A 14,490-nucleotide genomic window follows, 5' to 3' on the forward strand; every position below is an offset into this window, starting at 1 on the left:
ATGAATTTAACACTTAAAATTTGGAGACAAGCCGACTCAAGTTCAAAGGGTCAAATGGTAGATTATAAAGTGACTGAAATTTCAGAACACATGTCTTTTTTAGAAATGATGGATGTTTTGAACGAGCAGTTAGTAAATTCTGGTGATGAGCCGGTTGCTTTCGATCATGATTGTCGTGAAGGTATTTGCGGTATGTGCTCTATGTACATAAATGGTGAGGCTCACGGGCCAGATAGAGGTGTAACAACCTGCCAATTACACATGAGAATGTTTAAAGATGGCGATACCATTACAATCGAACCTTTTAGAGCAGCAGCTTTTCCAGTAATTAAAGATTTAGTAGTAGATAGAAATGCGTTTGAGCGTATACAACAAGCAGGTGGTTACATTTCTGTAAACACTTCTGGTAATACTCAAGATGCAAACTCTTTACCAATATCTAAACATGCTGCCGATGAAGCTATGGATGCTGCCACTTGTATTGGTTGTGGTGCCTGTGTTGCAACTTGTAAAAACTCCTCTGCTATGTTATTTGTAGGTGCTAAAGTATCGCAATATGCGTTATTACCACAAGGACAAGTAGAAGCGGCAGACCGTGTACAAAACATGGTTGCGCAAATGGATTTGGAAGGTTTTGGTAACTGTACAAATACTGGGGCTTGCGAGGTAGAGTGTCCTAAAGGAATTTCTTTAGATAACATTGCTAGAATGAATAGAGAACTAATGAAAGCTACCGTTAAGTAGTTCCATTTAAAATATATTTTAAGCCCATATCAACTTGTTGGTATGGGCTTTGTTATTTATTTACTATTATTGCGTATGAATAAAATTGCCCTAATTCTATTTTTTTGCTTCATTTTTCAAGGGTTGCAAGTGCTAGCTCAAACAGATTCAGCTTTAACACAGGCCTTTAATGAAAAAGACTTGCTTAAACATGTTAAATCCTTGTCTTCTGATGCGTTCCAAGGTCGAAGAACCGGTGAAACAGGCGCTATAAAAGCCCGGAAATATATTGTAAACCAATTTCATAGTGCACAGGTAAAACCTTTAGGAAAAGCGTTCGAACAAGCATTTACGTTCCGTAAAGGAAGTAAACAGTATAATGCTGTAAATGTTATTGGCCAAATAATAGGTACGGAGTTCCCTAAAAAGTATATCGTTATAAGTGCGCATTACGATCACGAAGGTATTAAGCAAGGTCGTATATATAATGGTGCAGACGATAATGCCTCTGGAGTAAGTGCTTTATTCGCTATCGCGGAATATTTTAAAACATACCCACCAAAACATACTGTTATTTTAGCTGCTTTTGATGGCGAAGAATTAGGCTTACAAGGCTCTAAATACTATGTGAATCATCCTATTGTTTCCCTAAATGATATCTTGGTTAATTTGAATTTAGATATGATTAGCCGAAGCGATAAAAATGAGTTATTTGCCGTTGGTACATCATTCAATAAGAATTTGAAATATTTAATTTCGAAGGTAAAAACGACTTCTAAAATACAATTAGTTAGCGGTCATGATGGCTTTGATGGATTAGAGAATTGGACCTATGCTTCAGACCATGCTAATTTTCATAAAAAAAACATTCCGTTTATATATTTTGGGGTTGCAGATCATAAAGATTATCACGAACCAACCGATGATTATGAAAATATTCATCCCGAGTTTTATACCGAAGCTGTTAAAACAATACTAGCTGTTTTTACAGATGTGGATAATGTTAAAACGCATTTTTAAAAATAAGCCTTTAGCTGAATTGAGCCCGAATGTATGGTGCGGCTAGTCTCCGTTTTTCTTCCAAAATAACTCAAGTTTAAATCTAAAAATTTGGTTAGCTTTTTTTGTGCTAGCAGGCTCCAAGTAAAGTTTTTTCCAGGTTGTAAACCTTCTAATAATTGATAGGCTACTGGCGTATTTGAGTTGCCTGTATAATCGTTAGAAAAGTAATTGAATTCGCCATTAATAGCACTTTGTTGGCTACTGGCTAAACTAAAAGATACGCCGTAATTTTGTTGTTTTAAAGTTTCTAAATCGCCAATAGTATTGTTTTTACTCGCGTATTGGTAAAATATATCGAAACTAGAATTGTCGTTAAATAAGTAAGATAGTTTAGGGTTAAATCTGGCCTCGTCAAAATTATAATTTTTACTAGCAAAATTTTCACTAATGCTCTCGTTAGTATCAAAAGCCGAAAGCATATTTACTAGCCAGTTTTCAGATAATTTATGATTAAAATTAAACTGATGGCTTTTTAAACCATTTTCTATAAATCCAACAGATAATATGCTACGAGTCGTGTTTTCTAAAAAAGTATAAGACGTCGTGTAACGCTGTTTTCCTCTGTTAAAAAACAATACGTTTCTAAAGTTTAATTGTAAACCCAATTGGTCTTCTTCGTTACTATTAAACGGATTCAAATTAAAATCGCCGCCTTCTCGTTTTATTTTTCTATCAATTAAATAACTGGTTTGATTGTAAAAATGCGACCAGAATTTTTTGAATTTCTTATTGGAAACCGACCATTGTGCTGGGTTTATAGTAAGCGTTTGGCTTAGTCTGTTTTGATGCGTTTTTAAATATACCTGATTGGGCAGTAGGACCCGAATGTATATACCTTGATCTTGAAATTGAGCAATTTCAAACTCTTCAAGTTCCTGAATCCCGTTTTGGTTATAATCATTCCAAGTGTAAGTACCTTGTCCGGCTTCAACTTCCACGTAAGTGAAATCCTGTTGCGCTAATTGTCCAGAATTGGTTTCAAAAATAGTATTCCATTGCACAATTTGCTTAAATAGTTTTTGGTTAAATTGTAATCTAGAATTTATAGAGTTCTCATCATCTAAGGCGTCATCTGCATTATTTAAGGTTCTGTAGTTGGCGTATAAAGATAAATTGGTGTTTTTGTTTTGAATAAGTCTGGAGTCTAAATAAAAAGTGTTGGATGTGTTTACCTTTTGCAATTCATTATTTCTAATACTATCATTTACACGGTTTTTATATCCAATTTCCGTGAAAATCTTAGTGCTATCACCAACACCAACAAACACTTCGTACGATTTAAATTTCTGACTTAAAGCCGTAAGTTCTTGTGTGCTATTATTACGTTGTTCATTATCTTCAATAGCTATTCTTGTACCAACCCAACTATGTTTCATGCTATAGGTAATACGATTAAAAGACCTTAAAAAGGTTGAGGTGTTTACATTAGAATCTGCATTTAAAAAACTAGAAGACGTATAAATATTAAACTTATTTAAAAACAGATTAGCAAAGGTAATATGTCTGTTTCCTTTAAATCCATCAGAGAAGTTTAAATGTTCAAATTGGTAATTAATGCTACCTTTTTTATAATGCGATAACCTTAAACCCGAATTTAAAAGGATTTGGTTTCCTAAATTTAATCCAATACCACTAGTGTTATCTAAGTCTAAGTTCCAGTCGCGGTTAAATTCTGGATTATATAAACCTTCAATATTTCGGTAGTTAGAACTTATGTAATCGCTATCCAAATAGGCATCAATAGTCCATAGGCTATCTTTTTTTACAAGGTTTTGATTGATATTAATTTTCCCTGCAAAACCATCGTTATTATCGTCGTTTATAGTTGAAAACGCATTTAAATCATTTTTACTACCCGAAGCCTCGAAACTAATATTCGTTTTTTCTGTTGGTGCATAACTGCCATTTAAAACCGCAATTTGTAGTTTGGTTGGGGCTACCAATTGAACAATAGGCGCGTAGTTTCCTTGGTTTACGCCAACATACTCGTAAATATTATTAATAGCGTTAATATTGCTCAAGGCATAATCCCCTAGATTGTCGCCTACAAAAGTGAATGTTACGCGGTATAGCTCTTCATCTGGATCGTTAGAAAACTCGAAACCTTCAACAGTACCAAAAAGTGTTTTTCTGTATAAAATGCGGTTGTCGTTTAGTTCATCTCGAACTTCAGACGGTGCTACCATTAACGACTTATCATCGCCAGCATTGGCAAGAATTTCAACTTGTTCTTCCGAGAGGTTTTGTTGAAGCGGTTGGTTTTTAGCATCATTTTCAGAATACACAGAAACTCCAATTTTCAATGTTTCGCTTTCATAATTTCCGCCACCATAGGCTACAAACCGCGAATAATTTCTGTCGCTATATTGGTAATCTACCGTTATTCGCATTTCGGACGTTATTGGGTAAGTCGAGTTAAATATAATTTCACCTGCGTTGTAATCTATAATATAATCTTGGTCTTCACCACGTTTTATAGGAATGCCATTTACATAAACCGTTTCGCTACCCGAAACAATAAGCACAAATAATTCGCCATTGGGGCCCTGAAGTTTGTACGGCCCTTGGTTACCCTCTAAAGCTGTAAATTGGCTTGTGCTAAATTGCCCTCTAACTATAGCGCCTGCCGCAAACAAATTGGTGCTGTTTTCTGTATCGCCTAAGTTTAAGTTAAAATTTAATCCTTGTACGCGTTTAGAAAAGCTTGAAAAGTAGGAGTTAGTATTTACCAAATCAATATCTCCAGCACGAATATTCCAGCGGTCGCTAAATAACTCTATAAATACTTGGTCGAACTCATCTAAACGTTGGCTATACCCACTTTCTTGTAACGGAATATTAGCATCTTGAATGGAGGCTCGCAAGGATACCTTATCATTTAATTTCCCTGTAATTTGAAGGTCTAATTCGCTATTTAAAACCGAATTTTGGTTATTGCCAACCGTTACACCACGCGATATGCTTCCAGAGGTTGTTAAGCCATCAAAAGGGACATAAGTTTTATCTGTATTAGGTTGCTTAAGTTTATATAAGGTTTGGCTGGTACTATTATTTTTTACAATAATGCGCTCGTCTAGCTGTTGGTAGGTTCTTGTTAAAAAGTCGGGAAATTTTAAGTAGTTTATACTTATAGAATCTGTATCAATAGCCTTTTTAAATGTTAAAATGGCGTTTGGAAAATCAACCGAATAGTAGGTGGAATCTATAACGGTGCTATCCTTTTTTTTTATAAAAAAGTAATTAGAATTGATGCTTACACTGTCAATTTTAATCGTGTCGTTTACAGCATATTTTTTAGTTTTATAGTTGGACGATGGGTTTTGCGAAAAGCCGCAAAATCCAATTAAAACTATAAGTAAGGTTATTATGTCCTTCATTAACTATGTAAACTACAATTTGTTTAAAATATTTTAGTGAAGCTCTGTTTTTAGAAGCCTTTTTGGGGTACTAAAATTAGATGGTCTAACTAATCCCGACTATTATGTCGAGATCTCAAACACTAAAACTAATATGTTAAAAAAATTAGTTAAATCTGCTATAAAATGATGCCGTAAAAGTAATGTATTATTTATTTTAGCTGAAACAATCGCTTTTTTATAAAAAGCGTATTTTTCCAACAAAAGGGACAATGCTTTTAAAATTTAAATAAAAACAAATGAAAATTATATCCTATAACGTAAACGGCATTCGTGCAGCCATTAATAAAGGTTTTATCGACTGGTTAAAAGCTGCAAACCCGGATGTTATTTGTTTGCAAGAAATAAAGGCTATGGAAGAGCAGTTGGATTTAAGCCTTTTTGAAGATGCGGGTTACAAATATAACTATTGGTATAGCGCACAAAAAAAAGGATATAGTGGTGTTGCTATTTTAAGTAAAACCGAACCTAATCACATTGAGTACGGCACTGGAATTGAGTCTATGGATTTTGAAGGTCGAAATATTCGTGCCGATTTTAATGGCGTTTCGGTTATGAGTTTGTATTTACCTTCGGGAACTAACGATGCCAGATTAAACCATAAACTGGAATATATGGACCTGTTCCAGGAGTATATAAATAATCTTAAAAAAGAGATTCCAAACCTAGTAATTTGTGGCGATTATAATATTTGCCATGAAGAAATAGATATTCATAACCCAAAAATGAAAGGCGTTTCAGGATTTTTACCCGTAGAGCGCGAGTGGATTGGGAGTTTTATAGAAAGCGGGTTTATTGATTCATTTAGATTTATACATCCTGATTTACAGCAATATAGCTGGTGGAGTTATCGTGCCAATTCGCGTGCCAATAACAAAGGTTGGCGATTAGATTATGCCATGGTTTCGCAACCCTTACAAGAAAACATAAAAAGAGCCGTTATACTGTCAGATGCAGTTCATAGCGACCATTGTCCTATTCTGGTAGAAATAGAAAATAAATAACAAACTAATGCAAAGCAACATGATTAAAAAAAGCATTTTCACAGTATTCACTCTTGTAGTATTAGCATCTTGCGTGTCTCCAAAAGTATATAAAGACCTCGAAGCCAAGTATGCCGATTTAAAAAAAGAGAACCGAAAATTATCAACCAATAACGAAGCGCTTTTAAGTGCCAAAACAGCTGCCGAAAACGAATTAAAGCAATTACAATCGGCTTACGACGAGGCCATAGCACAACGCGATAAATTACAAGGCGAGTATAACGCCGCCAAAGCCAATTTAGATAATATGAAGGCCTCTTACGATGCTTTAGAGAAAAATAGTTCAGCATCCATTGCTGCAAACTCTCAAAAAAACAGAGAGTTATTAGCGCAATTAGAAGCCAAAGAGCAAGCACTAGCAGCCGAAAATGCACGTCTAGAAAAACTTAAAAAAGAATTGGAAAATCGTTCTAACCGCGTAGCAGAACTAGAGCAAGTTATCGCATCCAAAGATGCAGCAATGACAGCGCTTAAAAATGCCATTTCTAGAGCCTTAACCGATTTTGAAGGTAAAGGGTTAACGGTAGAGCAACGCGACGGCAAAGTGTATGTATCTATGGAAAATAAATTACTTTTTAGTTCAGGAAGTTGGGCTGTTGGCTCAGAGGGTACACGCGCGGTAAAGCAACTAGGTACGGTACTTGGCGAGAATCCAGACATAGCAGTTTTAATTGAAGGTCATACCGATGATGTGCCGTACAAAGGCAACGGTATTTTAACAAGTAACTGGGATTTATCTACTAAACGTGCCACGGCAATTGTAAATATTTTACGTCAGAATGATGATATCAATCCAGAAAATTTAACAGCAGCAGGACGCGGCGAATTTGCACCGGTGGCCTCTAACGAAACCAAAGAAGGTAAGGCGAAAAACAGACGTATCGAAGTTATTTTAACACCAAAGTTAGACGAACTTTCTAAGTTGCTAAGTGAGGAGTAAAATTTGGGCGTTACCACAAGGGTCGGGCTTTCGCTAGTCGCTTTTTTGTGTTGCATATGTGCAACAACACAAAAAGAGCTCCAACAATACCTCAATCCCTAACGCATAAAAAACCGTTAAAAGCTAAAATGGCTTTTAACGGTTTTTTATCTTTACGCTAAATCGATAAAAATCATCGGTTAAAATTTACTATGAGGGTATTTAAAAGTTTATTTATAGTTTTACTGTTTTCAAGTTCTTGTAACTCGTTTGACGAAAAGGAAGTTAAGAATGAAGTATTCTCTCCTGAATTTAAAAACTATCAACTTCAAAATAACCTAGAATTAATAAATTTAGATACTATAAATACATATTCAGAGCTTAGAAAAGAGATGAGTCGAATTGATTGTTCTGGGAAAGTTGCGGGCTTAAAGTTTAGTTATAATCAAGTCCATTATAACACATTAGGATTTGCATATTGCCCCAATATAAGTGAAGATGCCTGTTATTTCACACCTAATCAGTTTACAATAAAAAACGATTCGTTTATCAAAGGTTTTAAAAAAAGGAAGTCTATAGAACACCTTAATAGAGTATTAGATACAACAATTTCAAATAAGTATAATTTTCGATATAAACAGAATAAGTTAAAACCTGCTGTGATTTTTCTCTATGTAGAAGATAAACATTCAATAGTAGTTACTAAAAAAGTTTTAAAAGAAATAATTGAGCAGTTTAATAGAGTGAATTCTGATAAATCTCCGGATTATTTTAAATATACAATTTTGTTTGAGGGTTATAGTTTACTAGATATTCCTCCGCCACCTCCACCTCCTGTAGAAAATAACAAATTAATTTTAAATTAAAAAGATTCCTGCCTGCGCAGGAATGACAAATATTAAAATATATGAAATACACAACACTACCCAACACCAATATAAAAGTTAGTAAAATATGCCTAGGTTCCATGACATGGGGAAACCAAAACACCGAAGCTGAAGGTCACGAGCAATTAGATTATGCTCTAGATCAAGGTATTAATTTTATTGATACTGCCGAGTTATATCCAGTACCAGCCACGGCAGAACGTAGCGGACGTACAAGTAAAATTATTGGAACCTGGTTAAAAAAATCGGGGAATAGAGACAAGGTTATTTTAGCATCTAAAATTGCAGGACCTGGCGATTATACGGCTCATATTAGAACCACGGGGTTTAGCCCAAGTGCCATAAAAGAAGCCATAGATTTAGAACTCCAACGCCTACAAACCGATTATATCGATTTATACCAACTGCATTGGCCAGAGCGCGATACTAATCGTTTTGGGATTAGAGATTATAAATTAGATGCTAAATGGAACGATAATTTTAATGAAATTCTTCATAGTCTAGATGCTGAAATTAAAGCAGGCAGAATAAGAAATATTGGAATATCTAACGAAAATGCTTGGGGCACCATGCGCTACTTAGAAGAATCGAAACACCATAATTTACCTAAAGTATCAACCATTCAAAATGCATATTCCATGTTAACTAGATCTTTTGAAAGTGATTTGGCAGAAGTAGCCTTAAGAGAAAATGTTGGGTTGTTAGCGTATTCGCCAATGGCATTTGGTGTGCTTTCTGGTAAATACATAAAAGGAACCGCGGCAGATGATGCCAGATTAAAATTATTCCCAAGATTCGCCAGATATAGTGGCGAAAGAGCAAGTGAAGCTGCTAAGAAGTACCTGGAAATAGCAGAAGAGAACAACATGAGTTTAGCGCAAATGGCTTTAGCTTTTGTAAACCAACGCCCTTTTGTAACTAGTACTATTATTGGAGCCACAAAAATGGAACAGCTTAAAGAAAATATTGCGAGTATAAATGTAGACCTAAGCGATGCTATTTTAGAGCAAATTGACGCTGTACATGAGGCCATACCTAATCCAGCGCCTTAAGTTTTATAAAGTTTGTTACCACTTAGCTTTTGCCTAGTGTTGGTAACAATAGCAAAATATAAGCTTTTACAATCCACTATGTGGATGTAAAAGCTTTTTGTATTTTAGAGAATGCGTAAAATATGCAAATTAGATATTAAAGCTAGTTTGTATGTTATTTCGTTTGCAACTGTTAATTGGTTGAGTTTGTTAACGGCAGTAATATACCAATTAATTAATTTTTATAAGTATTCAATTTTATGAAAGACAAAGCACTTGTATTATTTAGAAAACTATATCGCTTAAAAGATAAAATAGCCTTCTATCCGGCGCTTTTAGCTATTACAGGTCTAGTTTTTACTTATTTGATGATTTACTTGGAAGAGCGAGGTATCTCTGAATATCTTCTAGACGTATTTCCTTCGTTAGTGATAAATAATACAGAAACAGCTAGAAGCCTTTTAACCACATTTATTAGTGGTCTTATTTCTATTATGGTGTTTAGTTTCTCTATGGTTATGATTTTGCTTAATCAAGCTTCTAGTAATTTTTCTCCACGATTATTACCAGGCTTAATTAGCAACAGAAGGCATCAAATAGTATTAGGCATATACATTGCAACCATATTATATTGTATTTTTATTTTGGTATATATTGAGCCTGACAGCGATAAATATCAACTACCAGGGTTTGCAGTTCTTTTTTCCATTTTGTTTATGGTAAGCTGTCTTGCTGCTTTTATCTATTTTATTCATTCCATTTCGCAAGAGATTCAAATTAATAACATTATGGATAAAATATTTAATATTTCTAAAACCAGAATGCTATATTTAATTGATAATGAGAAATATAACAAGGATGATTTTGCGGAAACTGATAGTTGGAAAGCTTACAATTCTCGAAGGTCTGGGTATTTGCAAAATGTATCAGCAGAAAAAATTGCGAAAATAGCAAAAGAAAAAGAGGCTAAAATAGATATCGTTGTTATTAAAGGACTGTTTATTTCTGAGAAAAATACACTCTTTAAATGTGAAAATGAATTGGATGATGAAACATTAGATAGAATTCATGAACATTTCGATTTCTCTAAAAGCGAATTTATTGAAGACAACTATGTGCTTGCGTTTAAGCAAATTACTGAAGTTGCTGTAAAAGCAATGTCGCCTGGTATAAACGACCCAGGAACTGCTTTAAATGCTATTGATTATCTGTCGCAGTTGTTTTCTTTACGGATTAAAAAGAAGGATAAAAGTTTATCTTATATTGACGATTTGGCTTATGTTTCTATGGCTACTGTTGATTTTAAGGATTTAATTTTCCAAGTGATGGCAGAATTGAGAACTTATTGTAAACATGACGTCATTATTGTAGAAAAGTTGCTAACGATGCTTTTACATTTAAAAAAGATGATAGGAGTAGAAAACAAAACCTATCAAACCATAATTGATGAAGAAATTGATAGTTTGATTTCGGACGCAGAAGACGCCATTACTAATAAAAGAGATATAAACTTTATTAAGTCAATTTCTTAAAAATCAAAAAACCCGCTAACTTTAAAAGTAGCGGGCTTTTTTATAAGACTTATTTGTTTTTATGTGGTTTTTGTTCTTCAATGATTTCGGCATCATCATCTGGTTTTACATCTTTGCCTTTTAAGTAATCTGGCAATTGCATACCTGCCATGTTAAACATTTCTTGTAATGGCGGTACCGATTGGTACATACCCGAAAGAAAATTGGCTGTAGACGATTTTCCATCCTTTCCGCCACCGTTTTCCCAAACAGTAACTTTATCTATTTTAATATTTTTAATAGCCTCGGCTTGCGTTTTTACCAACTCTGGTAACTTATCTGCAATTAATAATAATACGGCATCTTTAGAGTTGTTGCCTGCAGCTTTTACAATTTGATCTAAACCTGCTGCTTGTTTGGTAAGTACTTCGTAAAGTCCTTGGGCTTCGGCTTGTGCTTTAAAAAGGATGGCATCGGCTTCACCTTTTGCACGTCTTCTAATGCGTTCTGCTTCTGCCTCAGCATCAATTTCTACTTTCTTTTTATCAATTTCTGCAGGGACAATAATATCTGCCATTTGAGAAGAACGTTCTCTATCGGCTCTGGCAGTTTCGGCTTGTTGCTCTGCTGCATAAGATTCCTCTAATGCTTTTGCGCTTTGTACTTTTTCTGACGCAATGGCTACACGTTCTGCTTCGGCTTCACGCTGGCGACGTAAAGAATCGGAGTTTGCTACCGCAATTTTTGCTGTGTTCTCACCTTCAACAGCTTGAGCATTTGCTGCTGCTACTTGCGATCTTTCATCTTGTACCGCATTGGCTTCACCAATAGATCCATCTCTAGTTTTTTCGGCAACCGATTTACGAGCGGCATTAATAGCGTGTGCTGCAGCTTCTTTTCCTAAAGCTTCAATATATCCTGACTCATCAACAATATCTGTAATGTTTACGTTAATAAGCTTTAAACCAACTTTCTTTAACTCGGTTTCTACACTTTGAGAAATATTTGTTAAAAATTTATCGCGGTCGTTATTAATTTCCTCGATATCCATAGAGGCAACAACTAAACGTAACTGACCAAAAATAATTTCTTTTGCTAGTTCCTGCACGTCTTGTGCACCTAATCCTAATAAACGTTCGGCTGCGTTTTGCATAATACCTGGCTCTGTAGACACACCAATGGTAAAACGCGATGGTACGTTAACACGAATGTTTTGCTTTGATAAAGCATTTACTAGATTAACTTCTATAGAAATTGGTGTTAAATCTAAAAACTCATAATCTTGAATTACTGGTATTATAAAGGCGGCACCACCATGAATACATTTAGCAGATTGCCCACCGCTAACTTTACCGTAAACGACAAGAATTCTATCTGAAGGACACCTTTTGTAGCGTCTTATTAAGACAATTAAAAATAAAAAGATAAATAAAACGGCTGCAATAACGGCCATTGGAAATCCAAGGCTTAAGCCTTCTTGAATAAGAGGTAACATCATAAATTATTTGTTTAGTTGTTCTACAATTAAAATGCCGTTATTAGTAACATCTGTTACCTTAATGACAGTTCCAGTTTTTAAATCGGTTTCTGAGTCTGATAGCGCTTCGAGCTCGCGTAATGAACCTTGAATACGCACATGTGCTTTTCCTATAGAAGAGCGGTTAGCACCAATAGTAAGGTAAACTTCGCCTATATTGCCAATAGCATTTTTAAAAATTAACGTGCCACTATGGTTTAGTTTCCGCATATAATAAAACATGGCTGCCATGATTCCCATCATAATTAAACCACAAATTAAAGAAACTAATATGGTGATTGGTTTTGAGAAACCGGCGTCTATACAAGCAATACCACTCCACCCAAATAGGGTGAAAAATCCAACTAGATTTTTAAAGGTTATAAATTGAAAGCCAATTCCAGTATCGGCTTCAATTTCGGCATCGGTATCTAAATCTGCCGAATCGCCACCCATAAAACTTGTTGCAATGGTGATAACGAAAATTAAAGAACCAATTAAAGCAATGCCCCAATAGATTTGTGAAAAAAGCTCCAATTTTGAAAACCACTCCATAAGTATATGTGTAAAAAATTAATGATTTAAATGTAAGACCTTTTATATAGTCCTACAATTTATTTTGAAAGTAAAAATGAAACTTTACTGTAGCTAGACCTTTTACCGGTGTAATAAGGTTTTAGTTTTACGTTCTCTTATATGTAGTGTTTCTTTTTGTTTTGTTACAGTTTGGTTTGAAATTTTTGTAGTAGTAAAGTTGAAACTTAGCACAAAATCAGGTTAGGGATAGTAGCGGAAAGCCCACAGTCGGACCCTTTTCGGGGAACCTGCCTGCCGGCAGGCAGGCGCCCAAATGCTAATCTATAGCGTAACCTTCTTTAAATTGGATACTTAATATAATGCCATGGCTATTACCTAAAGGTGAATTGTTTGAAGCGATGTTATAGGTGTAAATAAAACGCAGATTGTTAAATAAATAGATGCCTGCTAGTAAATTTACCGACGAACTGGTGCGATAACCAACGCCTATTTCGAATTTGTTTTTAAAGCTTGTTGCCAGATTAAAATCGATTTGCATTGGCGCATCCTTTTCGTGCTTAATGAGTACGTTGGGTTTTATCATGATATTCCGGAAGGCATCGCTTAGAATCCTATAACCAAAATACCCATAAACGGGTGTGCTAAGTTTTACATCTTTGTTGGTAGCCAAGGAATTGCCCATAATATTGGGAGCGGAAAAACCAGCATAGAAGGACGCATGATTAAAAAGAAAACTTAAACCTATTGTTGGTATGGTGGTGTTTATGTCTTGCGCAAAATTTGGATCGTTTGTAATGCCTAATTCGGTTAAATTATCTTGGTATTGTTGCACGCCACCAGTAATACCAAAAGAGATTACGCCCGGTGAGTAGTGTTGCCAATATGGGCGGTTACTCTCAAAATCGAAAAATATTTTATAGGAGTACGCAGCAAAAAAGCTAGTTGAGGTGGTTACCCCAATTTTATCTCGAATAAGTCCTGCGCCTAGACCCACTTTTCCGCGATTCATTTGTCCGTGGCCACTTAAGGACAGACTACTTGGGCTACCCTCGAAATCGTTAAAAAAACCAGAATTGGACAGCGAAACTTCGGTGTTTTGGGTAAGACCTGCATAAGCGCTGTTAATTATAAATGGATTGTAATTATACTCCGAAAATGTGGGTGTTTGTTGCCCAAAACTAGCGTTACTAATTAGGGAAACAACTGCAAAGGCTATTAAAGCGTAAAGTTTATTAATACTATTCATGTTGTTATTATCGCTTTATAACTACGAATCCTTTTAAGGTTTTTAGGTTGTGTGTTCCGTTTACTTTTATGTGGAAGAAATAGGTGCCGTTTGGCAAAGCTCCTGCTCCAAATTTTGTTAGTTTATTAGCTTCGCCTCGAAACACATTGGATTGGTTGTCATAATTACTAATTGTGAAAACTAAATCGCCCCATCGGTTATAGATATCAACGCTATTATTAGGGCTGTTTTCAATGCCTTTAATTTCCCAGAAATCGTTAAAACCATCGCCATTTGGTGAGAATCCATATTTAGATTCTACCAATGGTTCTGCTTTTATAGTGAATGATTCTGTTGAACAAGAAATACCATCGCCCAAAGTGTTGTATGGTGTAATGCCTACAAAAATAGTTTCATTATATGGTAAGTTTGAATTTAAATAAAAGGTTGTGGTGTTTCCAACATCTTCATTATTTAAAATATCGGTTCCTCCCGAAGTGGTTCCAACGCTTAGTTTGTAACCTGTTGCGTTTGCAATGGCATTCCAAGATAAATCTGTTGTAACGACAACATCGGTATCGCCATCCAAAGGACTTGTTAATGTGGTGCACACCGGAATA

The 14,490-nt window shown here is 35.2% G+C and carries 12 protein-coding genes; 7 read left to right on the top strand and 5 right to left on the bottom strand.

What is annotated here, in order from left to right; translation table 11 throughout:
• On the top strand, positions 1–744 hold the full coding sequence (locus HNQ90_RS17300) for a succinate dehydrogenase/fumarate reductase iron-sulfur subunit (RefSeq protein WP_144118142.1): 744 nt from the start codon (positions 1–3) through the stop codon (positions 742–744).
• 75 nt (positions 745–819) lie between these two features.
• Positions 820–1,743 carry a M28 family peptidase gene (locus HNQ90_RS17305; RefSeq protein ID WP_144118141.1) on the top strand — a complete coding sequence of 308 codons (924 nt, stop codon included), beginning with the start codon at positions 820–822 and terminating at the stop codon, positions 1,741–1,743.
• Here the strand turns inward: HNQ90_RS17305 and HNQ90_RS17310 are convergent.
• Positions 1,740–5,162, bottom strand: coding sequence for a hypothetical protein (locus HNQ90_RS17310; protein ID WP_144118140.1), 3,423 nt, complete (start codon positions 5,160–5,162; stop codon positions 1,740–1,742). The genes HNQ90_RS17305 and HNQ90_RS17310 overlap by 4 nt on opposite strands.
• A gap of 278 nt (positions 5,163–5,440) precedes the next feature.
• Between HNQ90_RS17310 and HNQ90_RS17315 the strand changes: the two genes are divergently transcribed.
• The 5 genes from HNQ90_RS17315 to HNQ90_RS17335 all read left to right on the top strand — a co-directional run bounded on the left by HNQ90_RS17315 (position 5,441) and on the right by HNQ90_RS17335 (position 10,613).
• Positions 5,441–6,205, top strand: coding sequence for an exodeoxyribonuclease III (locus HNQ90_RS17315; RefSeq protein WP_144118139.1), 765 nt, complete (start codon positions 5,441–5,443; stop codon positions 6,203–6,205).
• A gap of 19 nt (positions 6,206–6,224) precedes the next feature.
• The gene (locus tag HNQ90_RS17320) at positions 6,225–7,184 is read left to right on the top strand and encodes an OmpA family protein (protein WP_144118138.1); all 960 of its coding nucleotides are present in this window, start codon (positions 6,225–6,227) and stop codon (positions 7,182–7,184) included.
• Positions 7,185–7,375: 191 nt separating this feature from the next.
• Complete coding sequence (locus tag HNQ90_RS17325; protein WP_144118137.1) at positions 7,376–8,029, top strand: hypothetical protein; 654 nt, start codon at positions 7,376–7,378, stop codon at positions 8,027–8,029.
• Positions 8,030–8,070: 41 nt separating this feature from the next.
• Entirely contained in the window at positions 8,071–9,102 is a 1,032-nt protein-coding gene (locus HNQ90_RS17330) for an aldo/keto reductase (RefSeq protein WP_144118136.1), read from the top strand.
• 239 nt (positions 9,103–9,341) lie between these two features.
• Positions 9,342–10,613, top strand: a complete 1,272-nt coding sequence (locus tag HNQ90_RS17335) for a DUF2254 domain-containing protein (protein WP_144118135.1) — start codon at positions 9,342–9,344, stop codon at positions 10,611–10,613.
• Positions 10,614–10,662: 49 nt separating this feature from the next.
• Here the strand turns inward: HNQ90_RS17335 and HNQ90_RS17340 are convergent, their stop codons facing one another.
• The 4 genes from HNQ90_RS17340 to HNQ90_RS17355 all read right to left on the bottom strand — a co-directional run.
• A complete protein-coding gene (locus tag HNQ90_RS17340) occupies positions 10,663–12,090 on the bottom strand; it encodes a flotillin family protein (RefSeq protein ID WP_144118134.1) in 1,428 nt (475 codons plus the stop codon).
• Between the two features lie 3 nt (positions 12,091–12,093).
• A complete protein-coding gene (locus HNQ90_RS17345; protein WP_144118133.1) occupies positions 12,094–12,663 on the bottom strand; it encodes a hypothetical protein in 570 nt (189 codons plus the stop codon).
• A 298-nt stretch (positions 12,664–12,961) separates the two neighbouring features.
• Positions 12,962–13,891 (bottom strand): PorP/SprF family type IX secretion system membrane protein, encoded by a 930-nt coding sequence (locus HNQ90_RS17350; protein WP_144118132.1) that lies wholly within the window; start codon positions 13,889–13,891, stop codon positions 12,962–12,964.
• Between the two features lie 7 nt (positions 13,892–13,898).
• Positions 13,899–14,490, bottom strand: a 592-nt coding sequence (locus tag HNQ90_RS17355; protein ID WP_183822388.1) for a T9SS type B sorting domain-containing protein, incomplete at its 5' end; no start/stop codon positions are given.

This window comes from Algibacter amylolyticus, assembly GCF_014202225.1.
GTDB lineage: Bacteria > Bacteroidota > Bacteroidia > Flavobacteriales > Flavobacteriaceae > Algibacter_B > Algibacter_B amylolyticus.

What these genes read in the sequence shown, in the direction of transcription:
- HNQ90_RS17300 (WP_144118142.1), top strand. Translation starts at nt 1, where the DNA reads ATGAATTTAACACTTAAAATTTGGAGACAAGCCGACTCAAGTTCAAAG.
- HNQ90_RS17305 (WP_144118141.1), top strand. Translation starts at nt 820, where the DNA reads ATGAATAAAATTGCCCTAATTCTATTTTTTTGCTTCATTTTTCAAGGG.
- HNQ90_RS17310 (WP_144118140.1), bottom strand. Translation starts at nt 5,162, where the DNA reads ATGAAGGACATAATAACCTTACTTATAGTTTTAATTGGATTTTGCGGC.
- HNQ90_RS17315 (WP_144118139.1), top strand. Translation starts at nt 5,441, where the DNA reads ATGAAAATTATATCCTATAACGTAAACGGCATTCGTGCAGCCATTAAT.
- HNQ90_RS17320 (WP_144118138.1), top strand. Translation starts at nt 6,225, where the DNA reads ATGATTAAAAAAAGCATTTTCACAGTATTCACTCTTGTAGTATTAGCA.
- HNQ90_RS17325 (WP_144118137.1), top strand. Translation starts at nt 7,376, where the DNA reads ATGAGGGTATTTAAAAGTTTATTTATAGTTTTACTGTTTTCAAGTTCT.
- HNQ90_RS17330 (WP_144118136.1), top strand. Translation starts at nt 8,071, where the DNA reads ATGAAATACACAACACTACCCAACACCAATATAAAAGTTAGTAAAATA.
- HNQ90_RS17335 (WP_144118135.1), top strand. Translation starts at nt 9,342, where the DNA reads ATGAAAGACAAAGCACTTGTATTATTTAGAAAACTATATCGCTTAAAA.
- HNQ90_RS17340 (WP_144118134.1), bottom strand. Translation starts at nt 12,090, where the DNA reads ATGATGTTACCTCTTATTCAAGAAGGCTTAAGCCTTGGATTTCCAATG.
- HNQ90_RS17345 (WP_144118133.1), bottom strand. Translation starts at nt 12,663, where the DNA reads ATGGAGTGGTTTTCAAAATTGGAGCTTTTTTCACAAATCTATTGGGGC.
- HNQ90_RS17350 (WP_144118132.1), bottom strand. Translation starts at nt 13,891, where the DNA reads ATGAATAGTATTAATAAACTTTACGCTTTAATAGCCTTTGCAGTTGTT.